Raw genomic sequence first — 21,318 nt, forward strand, 5'->3', positions numbered from 1 at the left:
ACCCATGGATTTAGCGTTTACCCCCGAAGAACAAACCTTTCGCGAAGAAATTCGCGCTTGGGTCAATGCCAACTTACCGGCCGATATTTCGCACAAGGTTCACAATGCCCTGCGCCTGTCGCGTGACGACATGCAGCGCTGGGCCAAAATCCTGGGCAAAAAAGGCTGGCTCGGCCACGGCTGGCCCAAGGAATTTGGCGGCCCCGGCTGGAACGCGGTGCAAAAGCACCTGTTCGAGGAAGAATGCGCGCTGGCCGGAGCGCCGCGTGTCGTGCCTTTTGGACCGGTGATGGTGGCACCCGTCATCATGGCTTTCGGCAATGCCGAGCAGCATAAGCGCTTTTTGCCCGGCATCGCCAGCGGCGAGGTCTGGTGGTCGCAAGGTTACAGCGAGCCAGGCGCGGGCTCCGACCTGGCATCCCTCAAATGCAAGGCTGAGCGCCAAGGCGACAAATTCATTGTCAACGGGCAAAAAGCCTGGACCACACTGGGTCAGTATGGCGAATGGATTTTCTGCCTGGTGCGCACGTCCAGTGAAGGCAAGCCGCAAACCGGCATTTCGTTTCTGCTGATCGACATGAAGTCGCCTGGCGTCACGGTGCGCCCGATCAAACTGCTTGACGGTGAGTGCGAAGTGAACGAGGTCTGGTTCGACAACGTCGAAGTGCCGGCAGAAAACCTGGTTGGCGAGGAAAACAAGGGCTGGACCTACGCCAAATACCTGCTCGGCCACGAGCGCACCAATATCGCCGACGTGAACCGCTCCAAACGCGAACTTGAACGCCTCAAGCGCATCGCCAAGACCGAAGGCGTCTATGACGACCTGCGCTTTCGCGACGAAATCGCCAAGCTCGAAGTCGATGTGGTGGCGCTTGAAATGCTGGTGCTGCGCGTGCTCTCGGCCGACAAGTCGGGCAAGAACTCTCTCGACATCGCCGGCCTGCTCAAGATCAAGGGCAGCGAAATCCAGCAGCGCTATGCCGAACTCATGATGCTGGCAGCCGGCCCGTTCAGCCTGCCGTTCATCGAAGAAGCCATGGAAGCCGGCTGGCAAGGCGACTTCCCTGGCGGCGCAGTGGCCGATGCGCCGCTGGCCTCGACCTACTTCAACATGCGCAAGACAACAATCTACGGCGGCTCCAACGAAGTGCAGCGCAACATCGTCGCGCAGTTCGCGCTCGGTTGAGTGAACAAGATTTAAAGGACAAACATCATGGATTTTGATTTCTCCGACGACCAGGAATCGCTGCGCGACGCCACGCGCAAGTGGGTTGGCAAGGGCTACGACTTTGAACGGCGCGGCAGCATCGTCAAGGCCGGCGGCTTTTCACGAGAAGCCTACGGCGAGCTGGCCGACCTGGGCCTGACTGGCCTTTACATTGCCGAGGACGACGGCGGCATCGGTATGGGACCGGTCGAGGGCATGGTCGTCATGGAAGAACTCGGGCGCGGCATTGTGCTCGAACCCTTCGCCCAAACCCTGATTGCCAGCGGCGTGCTGTCCGCTCATGCGCCGCAAGCGGTCAAAGCAGCCTGGTTGCCGAAAATTGCGTCGGGCGAAAGCCTTGTCGTGCTGGCGTATCAAGAGCGCGCCGCGCGCTACCATTTCGATAAATGTGAAGCAAAAGCGGCTTCTGCGCAAGGCGGATGGGCACTGACAGCTATAAAAAGCATAGTGCCTGCCGGTGACCAGGCCGATGCCTTCATCGTTCCCGCGATGGCCGACGGCCAGATGGCGCTGTTTCTGGTGGAACGCACGGCAACCGGCGTCACGACGCGCGGCTATGGCACCCAAGACGGCGCCCGCGCCGCGGACCTCACCTTGGAAAACGCGGCTGCCACGTTGCTCACGCTGGACGGACTGGAAGCGCTGGCGCACGCCATCGACATCGGTATCGCCGCCACCTGCGCCGAAGCCGTCGGCGTGATGGACCGGGCACTGGCAGTTACGGTCGAGTACATGAACACGCGCAAGCAGTTCGGCGTGACCATCAGCAGCTTTCAGGCATTGCGTCACCGCGTGGCCGACATGAAGATGCAGCTCGAACTGGCCCGATCCATGAGTTACTACGCGTCGCTCAAGCTCAATTCGCCAGCAGACGAACGCCGCCGTGCGATGGCCCGGGCCAAGTACCAATTGGGCGTGTCGATGCGTTTTGTCAGCCAGCAGGCTGTGCAGCTGCATGGCGGTATTGGTGTGACGGACGAATACATCGTCAGCCACTACTTCAAGAAGCTGACGCAGCTCGAAATGAGCTTTGGTGACACGCTGCACCAACTGGGTGAAGTCTCCAGCCGCATGCAGGACACGGCGGGCGTGTTCGCCTGACAACCCTCTGGCCTGGCTGAAGATGGGGCGCAAATGCCCTGTTGTCCAAAGTCAGGTCAGGTCAGGTCAGGTCAGGCAATAGTTGACCGGCTGCAGTTGGGCTGGCAACTCTGTTTCATCCAGCGATTCGAGCAGATTGATCTCAATTGCCCGGCACAATGTATCGAGCGGCAAATCGTTGGCTTCCATGCCAAACGGCTCCTCGATCTCATCGCCCAGTGCATCCAGTCCAAAGAAGGTGTAGGCGACGATGGCAACGACGAACGGTGTCATGAAGCCGATCGTATCAACCAGTCCGAATGGCAGCAAAAAACAATACAGATAAGCCGTGCGGTGCAGCAGCAATGTGTAGGAAAAAGGAATCGGCGTGCTTTTGATGCGCTCGCAAGAGGCCGCCGCCGCGTTCAGAGCCGACAAGGTGTTGTCAAGGGTCACGGCCAGGCAGGGGTCGATCCAGCCCCGGCGCTGGCATTGCCCCAGTTCCTTGCCCATTTCCAGAACCAGCCGGTCATGCTTGTTGGATACGGTCTGAAGTTGCGACCACTCAGCCTGGGGCACCCATCGCCGGATTTCGCTGTAATCGCTCTGGTCGCGCAATTGCAGGCGCAGGGCATGCACAAAGGCAATGGTCCGATACACCATACGTTGGCGCGCCGCCACCACATCGGGCATCTGGGCAGATATGTCTGAAACCGGCTGGATAAAGCTCTGGCACTGCCGGGACAGCGAACGGCAGCGCAGCACCAGCTCGCCCCACAATTTGCGCCCTTCCCAATAGCGGTCATAGGCAGCCGAGTTGCGAAAGCCCAGAAAAATGGCCAGTGGCAACGCCATCAGGGTGAACGGAATTGTCGTCAGTGTGATCTTGAGTGCAAAAAAGTTGCCATGCACCACCGTCACCACAACCGCACTGAGCGTGTTGGCCAACAAAGAGAACCGGATCCGCTTCAGGATCGAGCCACGCACCACAAGGAAAAGCCGGATGCCGGAAGGCCGATCACGAACGATCATAAAAAAGTCAGGAAGGGAAAACCCTTATTTAACCATAGCACCATGACGCAAAGCGCTTTGGTTCAGAACCTGTTACGCATCAATTGAGCAGGCGCGAGGACTTGGGAACGTGTGCGATCAAGAACTCCATCTGGTCGGCCAGAATACGGCGGTTGCGCAAGATGAAGTCTTCCCACAGGCTGGGCACATAGGGCGTATAAAGCAGAGGCATGTGGGCCTGCTCGGGCGTGCGGTTGCTCTTGCGGTGGTTGCAGGCGCGGCAAGCAGTGACCACGTTCATCCAGCTGTCCACGCCGCGCTGCGCCAACGGGATGATGTGCTCGCGCGTCAGGTCGTCCTCGCCTACATGATGGGCGCAGTAGGCGCACACGTTGCGGTCACGGATGAACAGCTTGCTGTTGGTCAGCCCCGGCACCAGGTCGAAGGGGTTGATGTTGGGGACACCCTTGGTGCCAATGATGCTGTTGACATGAATGATCGACTGCTCGCCCGTGATGGCGTTGTGCCCGCCATGGAAGGTGGCGACGCGCGCGCCCGTTTCCCAGCGCACTTCGTCGGCGGCGTAATGCAGCACGGCGAGTTCAAGGCTGATCCAGGCTTGGGGCAATCCCTGGGCTGAGAGTTTCAGAACCTTCAAAACGAACCTCCATGAACATGGAAACACGACGGTATACGGGCAATGAATCAATATACAGTGAAATGATGAAACAGGTGTGAAAACCGCTTCATCAACATTTCCAGCCTTTGCTGCTTTAACCGCCGGGCCGTGGCGCTATAAAAACGATAATCTCTTGCATGAAAATTTTTCGAGGCCACCACCATCTTCAGCTGGCATCCGAGTGCGCCCTGACCATTGGCAATTTCGACGGCGTCCACCGGGGCCACCAGGCCATGCTGGCCCTGCTGAAAAACGAGGCGCGGCACCGGGGCGTTCCCAGTTGCGCCGTGACCTTCGAGCCACACCCCCGCGACTATTTTGCAGCCCTTGCCCGCAAGCCTGAACTGGCGCCTGCACGCATTGCCACCTTGCGTGACAAGCTGGGCGAACTCGACCGCTGCGGCATTGACCAGTGCGTGATCCTGCCTTTCAACGCCCTGCTGGCATCCCAGCCGCCCGAAGGATTCATCGAGGAAGTGCTGCTCAAGGGATTGGGCGCGCGCTATGTACTGGTAGGCGACGACTTCCGCTTTGGCCTGAGGCGCGCCGGCGACTATGCAATGCTCGACGCTGCCGGCAACCGGCTGGGGTTCGATGTGGCGCGAATGAACAGCTATCAAGTGAGCCAGACGCGCGTGTCCAGTTCGGCGGTTCGCGATGCGCTGGCGCAGGGCGACATGGCCCGTGCTGGCAGCCTGCTGGGACGGCCTTACAGCATTTCGGGCCATGTGGTGCACGGGCGCAAGCTGGGGCGCGACCTGGGGTTTCGCACGCTCAACCTGCGCTTTGCACACTGGAAACCGGCAGCCAGTGGAATTTTTGCAGTACTGGTGTATGGCCTGGACAACCAGCCCCTGCAAGGCGTGGCCAATCTGGGCATCAGGCCCTCGATCAATCCAGACGATGTCAACGGTGGCCGCGTGCTGCTGGAAACGCATTGCCTCGACTGGCCAGCCAGCCTTGGCGCGGAAGGTGCGTACGGTAAAATCATCCGCGTGGAATTGCTACATAAACTGCACGATGAATTGAAATACGACGGTCTTGACAGCCTGACAACAGGCATCACCAAAGACTGCGACGACGCACGGGCATTCTTCATTTCGATGCAACTCGAAACCACCCGTCAGACCATGCGCGACCGAATTTAGACGATCCCGACGCGACCGCCTTCGCCCTTTGTTTTTTGTCTGCAAACGGCGCGCCTTCTGTCCTGCCCTGCGTCTGGGCCACTTCAGGCCGCCCTCCCCTAAAAGCGCTATCAAAGTACCCCCATGTCTGACCAAAAAACCGATTACCGCAGCACCTTGAACCTGCCTGATACGTCCTTCCCTATGCGCGGCGACCTGCCCAAGCGCGAGGCTGGCTGGACCCAGGAATGGGAAGACAAAGGCATTTACAAAAAGCTGCGTGCCGCGCGCTGCGGTGCTGAAAAGTTTGTGTTGCACGATGGCCCGCCGTATGCCAACGGGCAGATCCACATCGGTCACGCGGTCAACAAGATCCTGAAGGACATGATCGTCAAGGCGCGCCAGCTCAAGGGGCTGGACGCCGTGTATGTGCCGGGCTGGGACTGCCACGGCCTGCCGATTGAAAACGCGATTGAAAAGCTGCATGGCCGCAGCCTGCCGCGCGACGAAGTTCAGGCCAAGAGCCGCGCCTTCGCCACCGAGCAGATCGCCGGCCAAATGGCCGACTTCAAGCGCCTGGGCGTGCTCGGCGAATGGGACAACCCCTACCGCACGATGGATTTCGGCAACGAGGCGAATGAGATCCGCGCGCTCAAACGCATCATCGAACGCGGTTTTGTCTACCGCGGTCTGAAACCTGTGTACTGGTGTTTCGACTGCACCTCGTCGTTGGCCGAGTTCGAGATCGAATACGCTGACAAAAAATCGCAGACGCTCGATGTCGGCTTCAAATGCGCCGAGCCGGAAAAGCTTGCCGCCGCCTTTGGACTTGAAAGCTTGGCAAAAGATGCATTTGCGGTCATCTGGACCACCACCGCCTGGACCATTCCGGCGAACCAGGCGCTGAATCTGAACCCGGAGCTGGACTACTCCCTGGTCGATACCGAACGCGGTATCTTGCTGCTGGCTTCTGTACTGGTCGAGAAATGCCTGGAGCGTTTCCAACTCACCGGCATCGTGCTGGCCACGACGCAGGGCAAGAACCTGGCGCTGTTGAACTTCCAGCATCCGTTTCATGACGTGGGCGATGAGGGCGGCAACTACAGCTACCGCCGTCTGAGCCCGGTCTTTGTGGCCGACTACGCCACCGCCGACGACGGCACCGGCATCGTGCATTCCTCGCCGGCTTATGGCGTGGAAGACTTTAACTCCTGCGTCGCCAACGGCATTGCCACGGACGACATCCTGAACCCGGTTCAGGGCAATGGCCGTTATGTCGATGAACTGCCGTTCTTTGGCGGCCTGAACATCTGGAAAGCCGCGCCGCTGGTGATCGACAAGCTGCGCGAGCATGGCCGGCTGTTCGCCACACACGACATCGTTCACAGCTACCCGCACTGCTGGCGCCACAAGACGCCGGTGATCTACCGGGCCGCCGCGCAGTGGTTCATTCGCATGGACGCAGAAACGCCGGGTACGCAAGGCGTTTTCGCCAGTGACAAAGCCGAGAAAACCCTGCGCCAGCTGGCTTTGGCAGCCATCGGCGACACCCGCTTCTACCCGGAAAACGGCAAGCTGCGCCTGCAAAGCATGATTGCCGGACGGCCCGACTGGTGCATCAGCCGCCAGCGCAACTGGGGCGTGCCGTTGCCGTTTTTCCTGCACACTGCCACTGGCGAGCTGCACCCGCGCACCATGGAAATCATGGACCAGGCGGCCGACATGGTCGCTGCCGGCGGCGTGGAAGCCTGGAGCAAGGTCAGCACCGTCGACATACTGGGCGAAGCCGACGCCGCTCAGTACACCAAAGTCAACGACATTCTGGACGTGTGGTTTGACTCGGGCACGACGCACGACCATGTGCTGCGCCACAGCCATAACGTGCAGTCAGGCTGGCCGGCGGATTTGTACCTCGAAGGCCATGACCAGCACCGGGGCTGGTTCCACTCGTCGCTGCTGACCGCCTGCGCCATGTACGACAGCGCACCCTACAAGGGCCTGCTGACGCACGGTTTCACCGTAGACGGCAAGGGCCGCAAGATGAGCAAGAGCGAAGGCAATGTGGTCGCGCCACAAGCCGTCAGCGGCAAGCTGGGCGCCGAGATCATCCGCCTGTGGTGCGCCTCGACCGATTATTCGGGCGACCTGGCGATTGACGACAAGATCTTGGCGCGCGTGGTGGATGCCTACCGCCGCATCCGCAACACGCTGCGTTTTTTAATGGCCAACGTCAGCGACTTCGACCCGGTGCGGGACGCTGTTCCATTCGACGAGATGCTGGAAATCGACCGCTACGCCCTGAGCCGTGCATCGCAGTTGCAAGCCGACATCCTGGCGCATTACGAGGTCTATGAATTTCACCCGGTGGTCAGCAAACTGCAAATCTACTGCAGCGAGGACCTGGGATCGTTCTACCTCGACATCCTGAAAGACCGGCTCTACACGACCGGCCCCAAGTCGCTGGCCCGGCGCAGTGCGCAGACTGCGCTGCACCAGATCACGCATGCCATGCTGCGCTGGATGGCGCCGTTCCTGAGCTTTACAGCCGAGGAGGCCTGGAAAATTTTTGGTATGTCGGAATCGATCTTTATCGAAACCTATGCCAAATTCCCTGCGCCTGATGCGACGCTGCTGGCCAAATGGTCACGCATCCGCGAGCTGCGTGACGCGGTCAACAAGGACATCGAGACCCTGCGCGCCGACGGCAAGGTGGGTTCATCATTGCAGGCCAATGTGGCGCTGCAAGTCAACGCCGACGACCATGCACTGCTGGCCAGCCTGGGCAATGACCTGAAGTTCGTGTTCATCACTTCTGCTATTGAATTAATAGCTGGGGACGAAATACAGGCGAGCGTAAGCACCAGTATTGACACCAAATGCGAGCGCTGCTGGCATTACCGGAGTGATGTCGGCATTGACCCGGCGCATCCGACGATCTGCGGCCGATGCACCAACAATCTGTTTGGCTTGGGCGAAGACAGGAAGTTCGCATAATGGCCACCCGCATAGCGCCCAAGGCCGGAACAGGCAGCCGGACAAGCTTCAAGAAAACGTCCACCACGACCGCCATGCTTCCGTGGCTCGGCCTGGCGCTGATTTTGCTGATCGCCGACCAGTTCACCAAGGTGCTGATTCTGGGCTACTACCGGCTGGGCGATGCGACCTACATCACCAGCTTTTTCAACGTCGTTCGGGTGCACAACACCGGCGCAGCTTTTTCGTTCCTGGCCTCCGCATCAGGCTGGCAGCGCTGGTTTTTTACCGGTATCGGCGTGGCGGCGGCAGTGTTCATTGTCTGGATGCTCAAATCGCATCCGGGACAAAAATTGTTTTCGTTTGCCATGGCCTGTATTCTGGGCGGCGCTATTGGCAATGTAATTGATCGCACGTTGCACGGTTACGTGGTGGATTTTCTGGATTTCCACTACGGCAACTGGCATTTTCCGGCGTTCAATGTAGCTGACAGCGCCATCACCATCGGTGCCATCTGTCTGATTCTTGATGAGCTGCTAAGGGTGCGCCGGGCCAAATAAGCTTCATTTCTCAGTGCGTCACCTTGCCGTACGTGGCGGCAGGATGACTGGACAGTTGAAGCGAACAGCTGGTCGCCGTCAATGCGCCGAATCGCGAAGTCCTGGCCAATGAAATTTCCGCCGTACAGGCAACGTCTGATAACAGCGCCGTTGGGCAACCCGCGCACTTCTGCTTCATGGGCTCGCGTGAATTTTTAGAGCGAAATCAACCTGACTGGCTTTTCCAGTCAGGTTGATTTCGCTCTAGCGATTTCGTGAAGATGGTCTCAAGCGTGTAGTTCCACGGCGCTCAGGCCCACCTTTCCATCCGGGTGGCCTGTCCTGTTTCTCATCAAATTCTAACAAGGCAACTTCGGTAACACGGTTTTTTTTACAAAACAAAAAAGGCTCAAAAACCTAAGTTTCGGAGCCTTTTTTACTTTGCTCAGTGCAAGACCGAGAAAGCTGTTGCGTAACGGCATTGCTGCCGTTGACTGCGGGTTGCAGGGCTTAGTAGCCGCCGCGACCGCCGCCGCCGCCGCCGCCGTAGCCGCCACCGCCGGAGCGATCACCGCCGCCGCCGCCGTAGCCGCCACCGCCGGAACGATCGCCACCACCGTAGCCGCCGCCACCGCCGCCGAAGCCGCCGGTACGTGGAGGACGTGCCTCCATTGGACGGGCTTCATTGACGGTGATGCTGCGGCCGCCAAGCGACTGGCCGTTCATGCCGGCGATTGCAGCTTGCGCTTCGGCATCGCTGCCCATTTCGACGAAACCAAAGCCTTTTGAGCGGCCGGTGTCGCGCTCCATCATGACTTTGGCGCTGGTGATAGAACCAAATTCGCCAAAAGACTGTTGCAGATCTTCGTCACGAACCGTGTATGGCAGGTTGCCGACGTAAAGTTTGTTGCCCATGGGGGACTCCTTAAAAACACATAAAAACAAAAGCGATTGGGTCCCGAAAGCACAACACACCCGAAAAGTACCGCCGTAGCGCGCGAAACGAACCGATCACCTGTCCTGAGCACGTAGATTTCCTGCGCGCACCCCCTGATTATGCGTCACGAAACCCAAGGCCCTACAAACAAAAAGTTCTTTGCGTGCATTGCAGGGTTTGAAACTTTAGCGTTACCGCATTCATAACCCTGCGACACATGAATGCTGTCGATGGTCAGGAAGAGTTTTGCCCTGCTGCCCAGTTGATATTTATACGCTTCAATTTTGTGCCTTGGGCGTCTTTTACGACCATGAGCGCACTTATGGCATGAATGCACGGCGTCAGTCATTGCGACTTGTCGAGTGCAGGCATTGCGTATGCAAACCGACCCAATTGCGCCACACCCACCGAAACATTTGCTGGCCTGCGATAACATAATTTATCCACCATATGTGCCAAGCCACATTTGAGGAGGAAACTAGAACGCTGCGACCAACCTGAAGTCTATGAAGCATCTTTTGAATTTATTGGCCGCAATTGCCCTGTTGGTATGGGGAACGCACCTGGTGCGCACCGGTATCCTGCGCGTGTTTGGCGCAAACTTGCGCCAGATACTGGCGCGCAGCATCAGCAACCGGTTCACAGCGGCATTGTCCGGCGTCGGCGTGACTGCGCTGGTGCAGTCGAGCACTGCCACGTCGCTGATCGTTTCCTCCTTTGTCGGCCAGGGCCTTGTGTCGCTGCCACTGGCGCTGGCCGTGATGCTCGGTGCCGACGTTGGCACCAGCCTGATGGCGGTGGTGTTTTCGTTCGATCTGTCCTGGCTGTCGCCGCTGTGCATTTTCGTGGGGGTGGTACTTTTCATATCGCGGCCTGAGACCAATGCAGGCCGTTTTGGCCGGGTGCTGATCGGACTGGGCTTGATGCTGATGGCGCTCAAACTGGTCAGCGTGTCCACGCAAGTGCTGACCCAGGCACCTGCCGTGCGGGCGCTGCTGGAATCGCTGGGCAGCGACTTGCTGCTTGAAATCACCGTAGGGGCTTTTCTGGCGGTGGTGTCCTATTCAAGCCTGGCCGTGGTCTTGCTGACGGCCACGCTGGTTAGCACCAATGTGATTGCCAGCGATGTGGCATTGGGACTGGTGCTGGGCGCCAACCTGGGCAGCGGCTTGCTGGCAGTGATCACCACGGCGCGCTCGGCCATCGAGGTGCGGCGGGTGCCGCTGGGCAACCTGATGTTCAAGGTGCTGGGCGTGACCATGGCCGCGCCTTTTGTCGGCCTGTGGCTGCGTCATGCACGGCCGTATCTGGGCGAGCCGGCCAGTGTGGTGGTGATGTTTCACCTGACCTTCAACCTGCTGGTAGGAATAGCGTTCATCGGCTGGACACAGGTCATCGCCGGCTGGGTTCAAAAGTTGCTGCCCACGCCGCCAAAAAGCAGCATCGGCAACCGGCTGCCGCATCTGGACCCGTCGGCCCTGGCCACGCCTTCGCTGGCCATTTCCTGCGCCGCCCGGGAAGCGCTGTACCAGGCCGACATGGTGGAAACCATGTTGCGTGGCATGCTGGAAGTGATCCGCAAGGACGATTTGAAACTCGCTGAAGCGTTGCGCAAGATGGACGACACGGTCGATGCACTGTACTCGGCGATCAAGTACTACCTGACCAAAATCTCACGCGAAGCGCTGGACGAGGAGGAAAGCCGGCGCTGGACCGACATCATCAGCTTCACTATCAACATGGAGCAGATCGGCGACATCATCGAGCGGGTGCTGCTCGACATCGAGGACAAGAAGATCAAGCCGCGCCGGCAGTTTTCAGAAGCCGGCATGGCCGAAATTGTCGAGCTGCATGAGCGGCTGATTGACAACCTGCGCCTGGGCATGAGCGTGTTTTTGAATGGCAACGTGCGCGATGCGCAAAAGCTGCTCGAAGAAAAAGCGCGCTTTCGCGACCTGGAGCGCGCCTACGCCACCAGCCATCTGGGTCGGCTGTCGGCCAACACATTGCAAAGCCAGGAAACCAGCTCGCTGCACATTGACCTGATCAGCGACCTCAAACGCATCAACTCGCACATCTGCTCGATTGCCTACCCGATCCTCGATTCGGCCGGTGCGCTGGCCCCTAACCGGCTGCGGCCAACTGCGCTGCTGGACAAAGCTTGAACCTGCTTCTTTTTTAATAGCGGCTTACGCTCGCTGCTATTGCGCAAGAAGGCTTTTTCATTAATATTTTCTTTGTGAGGTCCTTTTCCGGGGCTTGTTTGCGTATCAGACCGGCTACCAACCCGGTGCGGGCCGATGCGCTGCCGCACTCAGGCCTTTTTCAGCAATCCATCCAGCCGACGGTCCCAATTGCTGTTCGGCAAAACATTCGCCAGCTGGGAATCACCGAGGTTAAAGGTGCGACGCAGCACCTGCGCCAGCACGGCGCGGTAATCGTGGTGCGCCGGCAGGTCGCGTCCTTCATTGAGGTTGCCATGGGCCAGCCCGGTCCAATCGCCATGCCAGCGCCCGCCCGCCACGTTATTGCCAATCAGCCACAAGGCATTGCCAAAACCATGGTCGGTGCCGCGCGTGCCGTTTTCGGCGCTGGTGCGACCAAACTCGCTCATCACCACGATGACATCGCCGGGTTCTGCAAACACCTGCCGCAGCTGCGCAATGCCACGCGCCAGATTGCCCAGGTTGTTGGCCAGTTGCCCGGTGGCAGCGCCCTGGCTGGCATGGGTGTCCCAGCCGCCGGCAGATAAAAAACCCAGTCGCAGACTGCGGTCGTTGCGCATCAGGGTGCCCAGATGCTGCGCATCAAGTTGCAACCCGACGGGGTCAGGCGCGCCGTTGCTGGCGGCAACCATTTGCGCTGACCGCATTTGGAGGTTGGCCGGCGCGCCGTCACGGTCCAGGCCGCGGTCTGGCATGCGCTGGGCGGGCTGCATGGCCATATCACGGCTTGCATCGGCCATCACTTTTTCGGATGCCAGTTCTTTTGCGCTTTGCATGCGACTGTCCGCACCTTGCCGGAACGCCATGCTCAGGCTGTCATTGCCGCCATACAGGTCCAGCAGGGCCTGGCGCGTCTTGTCGTTGGCCAGCACACCGGTTTTCTCTGCGGCCTGGCCGCGTGGAATCAACTTGACGGGAGCCGGTCCGCCCAGAATGACCGGATTGGCTTCGCCGACACCAATCGCCACGGCGCTGTCGTTGCCGGATGCATCAACGGCATTGCCCGTCCGGCCCTCAAGTTCGGCCATTGTGTTGAGCCAGCCCGGCGAACTGCTGGTTTTGCCTGTCCTGGCAATTTCCATCTGGTACTGGGCATCAAAATGCGACCGGTTCGGTACCGGAAGGCCTGCCGCCGGCACAAAGCCGAGCACGCCCTGTTGCCATAAGGGCAGCAGGGAGCCCAACGCAGGATGCAGTGCAAAGGTGTTGTCGAGCCTCAGGGCCGTTTGCGCCGTGCCGTCAGGCGCTGAAATCGCGATATTGGGACGGATGGCGTAGTAGTTCGCGTCGGCGTAAGGCACAAAAGCCGACAGGCCGTCGTAGGCGCCGCGCAGGAAAACCACCACCAGCCGACCGCCGCCAGCTACCGACTTTCCTCCCCTTGGTGCGGGCTGCGCCCACACCGGGTGCGAAACACTCGAGAGTGCCAGCGCGGACAGCGCGCCCAGACCGAGCAGGCTGCGGCGGCGCAGCATGGCTTCTACTGAAGAAATTGAGGTGTTCATGGTGGGAACGTTCCTGGTTTATTTGCGCATGAAGTCGGGGCTGCTCAGCATCAGGCCCGTGCGGATTTTTGCCGGCTCACGGGCAATACGCTCTTGTGTGGCCGGGCTCAAAAAAGCATTCAGGTACACCGGCTCGGCAATGCGCGCAGCCAGCCCCATGGCAAAGTCGGCTCGGCGCGTCAGGGCTTCGGGGGCCAGCCAGGTGGCGGCGTCGGTTTTGTAACCGTCGGGGGTCGGCCAGCCGTGCATGGGCTGGCCGGCCTGCGCCAGAAAACCCAGGGTTTGCGTCACGTCGCGCCGGTCTTTCACGCCGCCGCCGGCGGTCAGTGCCGAGCAGGCAAAGTCCATCGGGGTTTTGAAAAGCTGGTTGTCTGCGGCCCAGAATTCAGGCGACGACACCAGGGTGCGCATCACCGCGCGCATATCGCCCTGGCTGGCCAGAAAGGTTTGGCGCAAGCGCGCGACCAAGGCGGCAGGTGGCTTGTCTGCCACAAAAAAAGTCGCCAGACGTTCTGACACCCGCTGCGCCGTCGCCGGTTGGCGTGCCAGAAAGCGGATGGCGTCCTCGCCTTCCTGCTGGCCCTGGTTGGTGTAAGGCCGGCCCAAAAAAGTCTTGTCGCCCTTGTCGTGCAGCCGCTCGGCAAACCGGAAACCTTCACCGTCCCGCAGGTTGACCGTCCAGCCGGTCAGGATACGCGCCAGTTCATGCACATCGTTTTGCGTGTAGCCGCCGCCCACGCCCAGCGTGTGCAATTCCATCAACTCGCGTGCATAGTTTTCGTTCAGGCCGCGACTGTTGCTTTGCGCCTGGTCGAGGTAATACAGCATGGCCGGATGCCGGGCGCTGGCGAGCAGCAAGTCCTCGAAACGACCCAGCGCATGGCCGCGGATGACATTCACTGCGTAATGCCCGACAAACGGCCGCACATTGCCTTTGCCAACAAACACATTCAGGTGGTTGAACCAGAACTCGGTCATGCGCGCCAGCAAGGGGTTTTCCAGCGCTGGATCACTGCAGGCCATGACGCGCCAGGCGGCCGCACTTTGCGCCATGTCGCGGCTGAACACGGGTGCATCGGCTGCCGGTGGTGAAAGCGGAATTTGGCCGGAAGCATCGGGCACGGCCTGCGCCCGCAAGATTTTGCGGGACTCGCGTTCCGCCTGAAAGTCACGCGCAATGTCACCCAGAGGCGCATTGATCCGGGCCAGTTCGGGCGGAATGGCCGGTGCCTGCTGGCTGGCGGCATAGGCCGCATCAATCTGGCTCAATGCCCATGTCCGGGGTGCCATGGCTGCCGTCTGGTCAGGCGTGGGGGCATACCACAGCCGCGAGGTGGCGCGCCATACGGCAGGAGGTGCACTGTCGGTTATACCGAGAGGCAAGGGGCTGGTTTGTGCGTTTGCCATCAGGCTGGTCAGAGCAGCAATGGTGGCTGTTACCAGGCGGCTTGCGATGAAAGGGTTGTGCATGTAAATCTCCTGCCAGCATTTAACGCACGGGCAGCTGTAAACGTTACATTAAAAAACAGCTTTACACAGATTTACCGCAGGCGCTGAACCGCTTCCAGCGCGGCCTTCAAGCACTGAAATGACGCAGCTATAGCGTCAGGATGGTGCAGCCCGTCGTCTTGCGCGCTTCCAGCGCCCGATGCGCCTCGGCCACATCGGCCAGTGCAAAGCGCTGGTCGATGCGGATCTTCACCTTGCCGCTGACGACCATCGCGAACAGGTCGTCGGCCATTTCCTGCGTGCTTTCGCGCGTGGTGATGTGACTGAACAATGTCTGGCGCGTCACATACAGCGACCCCTTGGGGCCAAGAATGCCGGGCGAAAAAGGCGCGACAGGGCCGGACGCATTGCCAAAACTCGCCATCAGTCCGAAGGGCCGCAGGCAGTCGAGTGAACGGTCGAACGTGTCCTTGCCAACCGAGTCATAAACCACTTTCACGCCTTGACCGTTGGTGATTTCCTTGACGCGGGCGACAAAATCTTCTTTTGCATAGTTGATGACAAACGCCGCGCCATGTTCTTTTGCCAGCGTGCATTTCTCATCCGAGCCGGCCGTTCCGATCAGTTGCAGTCCCATGGCCTTGGCCCACTGGCAGGCAATCAGGCCGACACCGCCGGCAGCAGCGTGAAACAGCACAAAATCACCCGCTGTCAACCCGCCCTGCGGCTGGGTGCGGCGCAGCAGGTATTGCGCAGTCAGGCCCTTGAGCATCATGGCCGCGCCGGTCTCGAAGGAAATCGCGTCGGGCAACTTGCACACGCATTTGGCCGGCATGACGCGCACTTCGCAGTAACTGCCCGGTGGCTGGCTCGCATAGGCGGCGCGGTCGCCGGGCTGCAGATGCGTCACGCCCTCGCCAACGGCGTCGACAATGCCCGACGCTTCCATGCCAAGCTGCAGCGGCATCGGCAACTGATAAAGACCACTGCGTTGGTACACGTCGATGAAGTTCAGCCCGATGGCCTTGTGACGGATGCGGATCTCACCGGGGCCTGGTTCACCCACCTGCACCTCCACCAGCTTGAGTTCTTCGGGGCCGCCGTGCTGGTCGATGCGGACGGCTTGGGAGGTCATGACGGTCATCAGGTATTCCTTGGAGTGGTCGTTGAGTCAGAGAGGCGCTGAGCCGCCATGGTGACACGAATCGCCGCCCGCCGCTGACGGGCGCTGCGCGCCAAACGCCTGTGCAGAAACCGCCACGCAGATTGGTAAAGTCACGACCATGAATCAACGCCTGACCCCCGCCACCGCCCTGCTGCTGACGCTGCCGCCCCTGCTGTGGGCTGGCAACGCAGTGGTCGGCCGCCTGGTTCATACGCTGATTCCGCCGATGACGCTGAACTTCCTGCGCTGGACGCTGGCGTTCGCCATCTTGCTGCCACTGGCCTGGCAGGTGCTGCGCCCGGGGAGCAGCATGTGGGCGCAATGGAAGCGCCTGTCCATGCTCGGCCTGCTGGGCATCGGCTGCTACAACTCGCTGCAATACCTGGCGCTGCAGACCTCGACACCGCTCAACGTGACGCTGGTGGCGTCCAGCATTCCGGTATGGATGCTGGTGGTGGGCGCTGTCTTTTTTGGAAAACCCGTGTCGCGCCAACAGGCAGCCGGGGCGCTGCTGTCGGTGGCCGGGGTGCTGGTGGTGCTGTCGCGCGGCCAGTGGTCGTTGTTGCTGGAAGTGCGCCTGGTGCCGGGTGACATCTATGTACTGCTGGCCACGCTGGCCTGGGCGTTTTACAGCTGGTTGCTAGCACAGCCTATGGAGCCGTCTGAGCTTCGCAGCAGCTGGGCTGCCTTTTTGATCGCACAGGTCTTGTTTGGCCTGGGCTGGTCAGGCTTGTTCGCCGCAGGTGAATGGGCGCTGGTGGACGCGCGCATTCAATGGGGTTGGCCGCTGGCGGCGGCGCTGCTGTATATCGCCATCGGACCGGCCATCATGGCCTATCGCTGCTGGGGACTGGGCATGCAGCGGGTCGGGCCGGCGATTGCAGGATTTTTCACCAACCTCACGCCGCTCTTCGCCGCGCTGCTGTCAGCGGCCTTTCTGGGCGAGTTGCCGCACCTCTACCATGGGCTGGCTTTTTTGATGATCGTCGGCGGAATCGTGGTGTCGTCGCGGCTCTGAGGTTAGCGCTGCATTCCCGGATTTTGAGTGCACTGTGTTGAAGGGCTAAATACCTTTTTTTTATATTACATATTGCTCCTAATTTAACTTTTTAATTAATAATAAAAAATATGAAAGCATGTATTTACAAAGTTGAAGGCTGTAAATATCGGTCGAAAAAAGGATTTTCCTACTTTCGAATGTGGGGGACTATCGCTGCAATTTCTTTAGCTTCGGTGGCACTGAGTGCATGCAGTTCTAGCAATTCAGCTTTTGCAACGCCTCCAATGCAAAAGGATTTGCTGCTTCATTCGGTGGATTCAGACATTGCAAAACCTATGCGCGTGATTGTGAAATTCAGGCAAAGGGTGCCTTACAGTGACGAGGCTTTTTTACAAGACATTGCCCAGCATATTCACGCACGCATCGCGTACATCTCCAGCGTGTCGCTTGATACCCATGTTTATCAAGTAGAGCCCCAGAACGGCCAGAGCCAGGCTGAAGTCCTGCGAAGCCTGGCAACTATCCCGTCGGTACTGCGGGTCGAAGCAGACGCCATGGCACGACCCTCCTGAATTTGCACAACCAGGCGGCAGTGAAGTGAATCTGCGGTGCATTGAGCATGCGACGAGCCACACGCAAACGCACCATTTTTTTCGTCCTGGCTCCCTGAAGAAACAAAAATGAAAATCAAACCGAAACATTTTGGCGTTACCACCATTGCGCTGTCCATCGCGTCGGTTAGCGCCGTAGCCACAGCCCAGTTGCCACCGCCAGGCAAAAACTTTCAAAAGGCACAGGCCACGGCATTTGCCGGACCACTGCAAACCGAGCGCCAATTTAACCGCCTGATCATCAAGTTCAAGGACGGAGCCACCACCCGCGCAGGCGTGTTTGACTTTCATGCGGCGCGCAGTCAGGTGGAGACGATGGATACCAGCGCGGCAATGAAATCAGTCAATGCGGGTGCGGCGGGCTTGTCTTACTTGAAGTCGGTAACGTCACAAACACACGTTGCCGTCACTGGCCAAAAACTGAACCGTGCGGAACTGTTTGCGCTGGCCAAACAAATAGAGCAAGACCCGACAGTAGCCTATGCGGAAATTGACGAAATTGTTTATCCTTCCTTCATGCCAAATGATCCGAGCTACCAATCGGGTCAACAGTGGCACTACCAAGCCCCGGCGATTTCCCCCGGCGGAGCCAACCTACCGGCCGCCTGGGACAGTTCGACGGGCGCTGGAGTAGTGGTGGCTGTGATTGACACGGGTTACAGGCCACACGCAGATTTGGTTGCGAATATTTTGCCGGGTTATGACTTCGTCAGTGACCTCGCCAAGGCCAACGACGGCGATGGTCGCGACAGCGACGCTTTAGACCCCGGAGATTGGGAATTGGCCGGCGCCTGCACAAAAGGCTCACCTTCCAGCAACAGCAGTTGGCACGGCACCCATGTGGCCGGCACGATTGCGGCAGTCACCAATAACGGTATGGGGGGTGCGGGCGTGGCGTTCAACGCCAAAATACTTCCAGTGCGCGCGCTTGGCACCTGTGGCGGTTTTTCCTCTGACATTGCCGCTGGCATGCAGTGGGCCGCAGGGCTGAGTGTGCCCGGTATTCCGGCCAACCCCAACAAGGCCAAGGTGCTGAACCTCAGCCTGGGTGGCACAGGTTCTTGCGGTAACACCTTCCAAGATACCGTCAATGCTGTACGCGCAGCTGGTAGCGTGGTGGTGGCTGCCACGGGCAACAAAGGCTTGATTGGCATCGGTTCACCCGCCAATTGCACTGGCGTGGTCGCAGTGACCGCGCATACCAAGTTGGGCGACAACGCCAACTACAGCAATATCGGCCCAGGAACTACCATCAGCGGCCCTGGCGGTGGGTTCGGCTCCTTGATACGGGGTGATGGCGCATTGGTGTATTCCACTCTGAACACAGGAACTACCGTTCCTGGTGCCGACAGCTACGCGGGATACGAGGGCACCAGCATGGCTGCGCCACACGTGGCAGGGATCGCGGCTTTGCTGGCGAGCCTGCAACCCGCGATCACACCGGACACTTTGAGCTCGGTAATGACCAACTCGGCCCGGTCGTATCCGGCAGGCACGTTTTGCACGACCCGCACCGACTGCGGCGCCGGCCTGGTCGATGCCAAGGCCGCCATCGACCGCCTCAACTCGATGGCGCCCACAGTAGCCGCATCACCCAATCTGGTTGGTGTTCGAACCACGGGATCGACCATCAGCTTCTCGGCGAACGCCTTGGCGGGAACCAGCGGCAACACGAACTTCAGCTACCAATGGACGCAACTTGCAGGTCCTGCCGTGAACCTGGCCAGCGACACGACCTCCAGCACTTCCTTTGTCGCTCCTGCTCCTGGGGCCAGCTACACGTTCAAGGTAAAAGTCACTGATGGTGCTGGATTAACCGCCTCGAATCAAATCACCTTCATGTCCAACACCGCGCCGGTTCTTGTTCCGATTCCAGCTCAAATTGTGGTGCAAGGCGCTAACCTGAGCTTTACCGCTGCGGCTACTGATACAGAAAATAATCCTGTGGTGTTTGTAGCCAGCGGTCTGCCTGCGAGCACCAGCCTGGATCCGGCCACTGGCATGTTCACCTGGAATGAGGCCGGCCCCGCGGGGAGCTATACGTTCACCATTACGCCGAATGACGGCATTTTCAGCGGGGTTCCGCAAACGGTGTCGATCACTGTCAAAGCACCTGTTACTACTACTACAACAACAGCAGAAGCCAGCAGTGGTAGTGGTAGTGGCGGCGGCGGAGCGATGAGTTGGCTTGATGTTTTTGCCCTGTTGTCACTGACTGGGTTTGGACTTTACTTTGGTCGCCAGCACGGCACGGGCGGCCATAAAAAATAACACCATTCCCATGCCACCTAGCGCCCCCGCCACGTGGGCCGGGTGGTAAACCGGAAAGCTCCATCCGTTCAGCGGCGCTTCTCGTGTGCTGTCTATTTGCAGCCAGAGTTTCAAGGCCATGACGCCCAGCACGGCAAGGGCAGCAATGCAGGTCAAGCGTGTCGCAGATGCTGTGGCCGCATCAATCATGCTGTCCTCGGGTTGGCTAAACGGACAGGCCGTCCACGCCATGCTCACGGCGTTGCCAGCCAGTAACCCGTGTAATGCCCCGGAAGCCCCGGCGTAGTAACTGCAGTTCGGATCAAGCGCAACCACAAGCGCCACGCCGGCATAACCACCGCACAACGCCAGCAGCTGAAGCCGCCAGCGAACCCACGATCCGCTTGCAAAAACGATTGCCACCAACGCAAACACATTGCCCGCGGCATGCCAGCCGCTCAAATGCACCCATTGCGAAGTGACCAGCCGCCAGAACGCGCCCTGCTCAAAGCTGTCCCTCGAAAATCGAAAGTGCTCAGACGCCCCTGGCCAGAACTGCAACCCAAGCATGACCACCACGAAAAAAACAGCAAAACCCAGCAGTTCCATGGCATTGCCCGTCGGCCGACCTGCCAAAGATCGACTTACCGCTGCGCTGGCAGCCACAGTCCGAAACTTCAAAACGTTCCCGGAAACGCCCCGCCGTCGGCCAGCACGTTCTGGCCTGTCATATAGGCCGCCTGCTGGCTGCACAGGAAAGCGCAGATGGCACCGAACTCATCGGGTGTGCCGTAGCGGCCTGCAGGGATTTGCGCCTGCTGCGTGCGGCGGATTTCTTCCACGCTCTTGCCTGACTTTTCGGACGCGGCGCGCACGGTGGTGGCAATGCGGTCGGTGTCGAACTTGCCGGGCAGCAGGTTATTGATCGTCACGCCTTGCGCGGCGAGTTGGGTGCGGGCCACGCCAGCGACAAAACCGGTCAGGCCGCTGCGCGCACCGTTGGACAGGCCCAGGATGTCAATCGGTGACTTGACTGAACTGGAAGTGATGTTGACGATGCGGCCAAAGCCGCGCGCGGCCATGCCATCGACCGTCGCCTTGATCAGCTCGATGGGAGTGAGCATGTTGGCATCGACCGCCTTGATCCAGGCGTCCCGGTCCCAGTCACGAAAGTCGCCGGTTGGCGGGCCGCCGGCATTGGTGACCACGATATCGAATTCCTTGCGCAGCGCGAATACAGCAGCGCGGCCTTCGACCGTGGTGATGTCTGCAGCCACAAATTGCACGTTAGCGCTTGCTGGCCGAGCGTTGTCAGCTATCAATTTATTGGCCGCCGCTTCCAGCACTTCGGCGCCGCGTGCCACGATCAGCACATGCACGCCTTCGCGCACCAGCGCTTGTGCGCAGCCAAAGCCCAAGCCTTTGCTGGCGCCGCAGACCAGCGCATATTTACCGGCAATTCCCAAATCCATGTTGATTCCTTAAAAAGCGTGAGATCCAAAAACTTCCATGATACGAAGTCTGGCCCTTTGGCGTTGA

Annotated in this window: 17 protein-coding genes; 9 read left to right on the forward strand and 8 right to left on the reverse strand. The window is 59.5% G+C overall.

Annotated elements, in window-relative coordinates:
- The first annotated feature begins 4 nt into the window (after positions 1-4).
- Together H4V98_RS17035 and H4V98_RS17040 are read left to right on the forward strand one after the other, a co-directional pair.
- The gene (locus H4V98_RS17035; protein ID WP_196864098.1) at positions 5-1,186 is read left to right on the forward strand and encodes an acyl-CoA dehydrogenase family protein; all 1,182 of its coding nucleotides are present in this window, start codon (positions 5-7) and stop codon (positions 1,184-1,186) included.
- 27 nt (positions 1,187-1,213) lie between these two features.
- On the forward strand, positions 1,214-2,329 hold the full coding sequence (locus H4V98_RS17040) for an acyl-CoA dehydrogenase family protein (RefSeq protein WP_196864097.1): 1,116 nt from the start codon (positions 1,214-1,216) through the stop codon (positions 2,327-2,329).
- A 66-nt stretch (positions 2,330-2,395) separates the two neighbouring features.
- Here the strand turns inward: H4V98_RS17040 and H4V98_RS17045 are convergent, their stop codons facing one another.
- Both H4V98_RS17045 and H4V98_RS17050 read right to left on the reverse strand, forming a co-directional pair.
- Positions 2,396-3,340: a bestrophin family protein gene (locus H4V98_RS17045; protein ID WP_196864096.1), complete on the reverse strand. Its 945-nt coding sequence runs from the start codon at positions 3,338-3,340 to the stop codon at positions 2,396-2,398.
- A 79-nt stretch (positions 3,341-3,419) separates the two neighbouring features.
- Positions 3,420-3,977 carry an HNH endonuclease gene (locus H4V98_RS17050; protein WP_196864095.1) on the reverse strand — a complete coding sequence of 186 codons (558 nt, stop codon included), beginning with the start codon at positions 3,975-3,977 and terminating at the stop codon, positions 3,420-3,422.
- A 158-nt stretch (positions 3,978-4,135) separates the two neighbouring features.
- Between H4V98_RS17050 and H4V98_RS17055 the strand changes: the two genes are divergently transcribed.
- The 3 genes from H4V98_RS17055 to lspA all read left to right on the forward strand — a co-directional run bounded on the left by H4V98_RS17055 (position 4,136) and on the right by lspA (position 8,658).
- A complete protein-coding gene (locus H4V98_RS17055; RefSeq protein ID WP_196864094.1) occupies positions 4,136-5,146 on the forward strand; it encodes a bifunctional riboflavin kinase/FAD synthetase in 1,011 nt (336 codons plus the stop codon).
- A gap of 123 nt (positions 5,147-5,269) precedes the next feature.
- Positions 5,270-8,119, forward strand: a complete 2,850-nt coding sequence (ileS, locus tag H4V98_RS17060) for an isoleucine--tRNA ligase (RefSeq protein WP_196864093.1) — start codon at positions 5,270-5,272, stop codon at positions 8,117-8,119.
- Between the two features lie 74 nt (positions 8,120-8,193).
- The gene (lspA, locus tag H4V98_RS17065) at positions 8,194-8,658 is read left to right on the forward strand and encodes a signal peptidase II (RefSeq protein ID WP_196864150.1); all 465 of its coding nucleotides are present in this window, start codon (positions 8,194-8,196) and stop codon (positions 8,656-8,658) included.
- 489 nt (positions 8,659-9,147) lie between these two features.
- Here the strand turns inward: lspA and H4V98_RS17070 are convergent, their stop codons facing one another.
- On the reverse strand, positions 9,148-9,552 hold the full coding sequence (locus H4V98_RS17070) for an RNA-binding protein (RefSeq protein WP_196864092.1): 405 nt from the start codon (positions 9,550-9,552) through the stop codon (positions 9,148-9,150).
- A gap of 528 nt (positions 9,553-10,080) precedes the next feature.
- Between H4V98_RS17070 and H4V98_RS17075 the strand changes: the two genes are divergently transcribed.
- Positions 10,081-11,739: a Na/Pi cotransporter family protein gene (locus tag H4V98_RS17075; RefSeq protein WP_196864091.1), complete on the forward strand. Its 1,659-nt coding sequence runs from the start codon at positions 10,081-10,083 to the stop codon at positions 11,737-11,739.
- Positions 11,740-11,888: 149 nt separating this feature from the next.
- Here the strand turns inward: H4V98_RS17075 and H4V98_RS17080 are convergent, their stop codons facing one another.
- From H4V98_RS17080 to H4V98_RS17090, 3 genes are all read right to left on the reverse strand, one after another.
- On the reverse strand, positions 11,889-13,304 hold the full coding sequence (locus H4V98_RS17080; RefSeq protein ID WP_196864090.1) for a DUF1501 domain-containing protein: 1,416 nt from the start codon (positions 13,302-13,304) through the stop codon (positions 11,889-11,891).
- Between the two features lie 18 nt (positions 13,305-13,322).
- Positions 13,323-14,774: a DUF1800 domain-containing protein gene (locus tag H4V98_RS17085; protein ID WP_280757756.1), complete on the reverse strand. Its 1,452-nt coding sequence runs from the start codon at positions 14,772-14,774 to the stop codon at positions 13,323-13,325.
- 127 nt (positions 14,775-14,901) lie between these two features.
- Positions 14,902-15,897 carry a quinone oxidoreductase gene (locus H4V98_RS17090; protein ID WP_196864088.1) on the reverse strand — a complete coding sequence of 332 codons (996 nt, stop codon included), beginning with the start codon at positions 15,895-15,897 and terminating at the stop codon, positions 14,902-14,904.
- Between the two features lie 139 nt (positions 15,898-16,036).
- On the opposite strand from H4V98_RS17090, the gene H4V98_RS17095 reads away from it, so the two are divergent.
- The 3 genes from H4V98_RS17095 (at position 16,037) to H4V98_RS17105 (ending at position 19,800) form a co-directional block, all read left to right on the forward strand.
- Complete coding sequence (locus H4V98_RS17095; RefSeq protein WP_196864087.1) at positions 16,037-16,936, forward strand: DMT family transporter; 900 nt, start codon at positions 16,037-16,039, stop codon at positions 16,934-16,936.
- A gap of 110 nt (positions 16,937-17,046) precedes the next feature.
- On the forward strand, positions 17,047-17,490 hold the full coding sequence (locus H4V98_RS17100; RefSeq protein ID WP_196864086.1) for a hypothetical protein: 444 nt from the start codon (positions 17,047-17,049) through the stop codon (positions 17,488-17,490).
- 108 nt (positions 17,491-17,598) lie between these two features.
- Complete coding sequence (locus H4V98_RS17105) at positions 17,599-19,800, forward strand: S8 family peptidase (RefSeq protein ID WP_196864085.1); 2,202 nt, start codon at positions 17,599-17,601, stop codon at positions 19,798-19,800.
- Here the strand turns inward: H4V98_RS17105 and H4V98_RS17110 are convergent.
- On the reverse strand, positions 19,738-20,460 hold the full coding sequence (locus H4V98_RS17110; protein ID WP_280757757.1) for a rhomboid family intramembrane serine protease: 723 nt from the start codon (positions 20,458-20,460) through the stop codon (positions 19,738-19,740). The genes H4V98_RS17105 and H4V98_RS17110 overlap by 63 nt on opposite strands.
- Complete coding sequence (locus tag H4V98_RS17115) at positions 20,457-21,251, reverse strand: SDR family oxidoreductase (RefSeq protein WP_196864083.1); 795 nt, start codon at positions 21,249-21,251, stop codon at positions 20,457-20,459. Before H4V98_RS17115 ends, H4V98_RS17110 begins: the two co-directional genes overlap by 4 nt.
- Positions 21,252-21,318 lie beyond the last annotated feature (67 nt).

The organism is Polaromonas sp. CG_23.6, from assembly GCF_029892315.1.
Classification (GTDB): domain Bacteria; phylum Pseudomonadota; class Gammaproteobacteria; order Burkholderiales; family Burkholderiaceae_C; genus Polaromonas.

What these genes read in the sequence shown, in the direction of transcription:
- H4V98_RS17105 (WP_196864085.1), top strand. Translation starts at nt 17,599, where the DNA reads ATGAAAATCAAACCGAAACATTTTGGCGTTACCACCATTGCGCTGTCC.
- H4V98_RS17055 (WP_196864094.1), top strand. Translation starts at nt 4,136, where the DNA reads ATGAAAATTTTTCGAGGCCACCACCATCTTCAGCTGGCATCCGAGTGC.
- H4V98_RS17070 (WP_196864092.1), bottom strand. Translation starts at nt 9,552, where the DNA reads ATGGGCAACAAACTTTACGTCGGCAACCTGCCATACACGGTTCGTGAC.
- ileS (WP_196864093.1), top strand. Translation starts at nt 5,270, where the DNA reads ATGTCTGACCAAAAAACCGATTACCGCAGCACCTTGAACCTGCCTGAT.
- H4V98_RS17095 (WP_196864087.1), top strand. Translation starts at nt 16,037, where the DNA reads ATGAATCAACGCCTGACCCCCGCCACCGCCCTGCTGCTGACGCTGCCG.
- H4V98_RS17040 (WP_196864097.1), top strand. Translation starts at nt 1,214, where the DNA reads ATGGATTTTGATTTCTCCGACGACCAGGAATCGCTGCGCGACGCCACG.
- H4V98_RS17090 (WP_196864088.1), bottom strand. Translation starts at nt 15,897, where the DNA reads ATGACCGTCATGACCTCCCAAGCCGTCCGCATCGACCAGCACGGCGGC.
- lspA (WP_196864150.1), top strand. Translation starts at nt 8,194, where the DNA reads ATGCTTCCGTGGCTCGGCCTGGCGCTGATTTTGCTGATCGCCGACCAG.
- H4V98_RS17100 (WP_196864086.1), top strand. Translation starts at nt 17,047, where the DNA reads ATGAAAGCATGTATTTACAAAGTTGAAGGCTGTAAATATCGGTCGAAA.
- H4V98_RS17075 (WP_196864091.1), top strand. Translation starts at nt 10,081, where the DNA reads ATGAAGCATCTTTTGAATTTATTGGCCGCAATTGCCCTGTTGGTATGG.
- H4V98_RS17045 (WP_196864096.1), bottom strand. Translation starts at nt 3,340, where the DNA reads ATGATCGTTCGTGATCGGCCTTCCGGCATCCGGCTTTTCCTTGTGGTG.
- H4V98_RS17115 (WP_196864083.1), bottom strand. Translation starts at nt 21,251, where the DNA reads ATGGATTTGGGAATTGCCGGTAAATATGCGCTGGTCTGCGGCGCCAGC.
- H4V98_RS17085 (WP_280757756.1), bottom strand. Translation starts at nt 14,774, where the DNA reads ATGCACAACCCTTTCATCGCAAGCCGCCTGGTAACAGCCACCATTGCT.
- H4V98_RS17035 (WP_196864098.1), top strand. Translation starts at nt 5, where the DNA reads ATGGATTTAGCGTTTACCCCCGAAGAACAAACCTTTCGCGAAGAAATT.
- H4V98_RS17080 (WP_196864090.1), bottom strand. Translation starts at nt 13,304, where the DNA reads ATGAACACCTCAATTTCTTCAGTAGAAGCCATGCTGCGCCGCCGCAGC.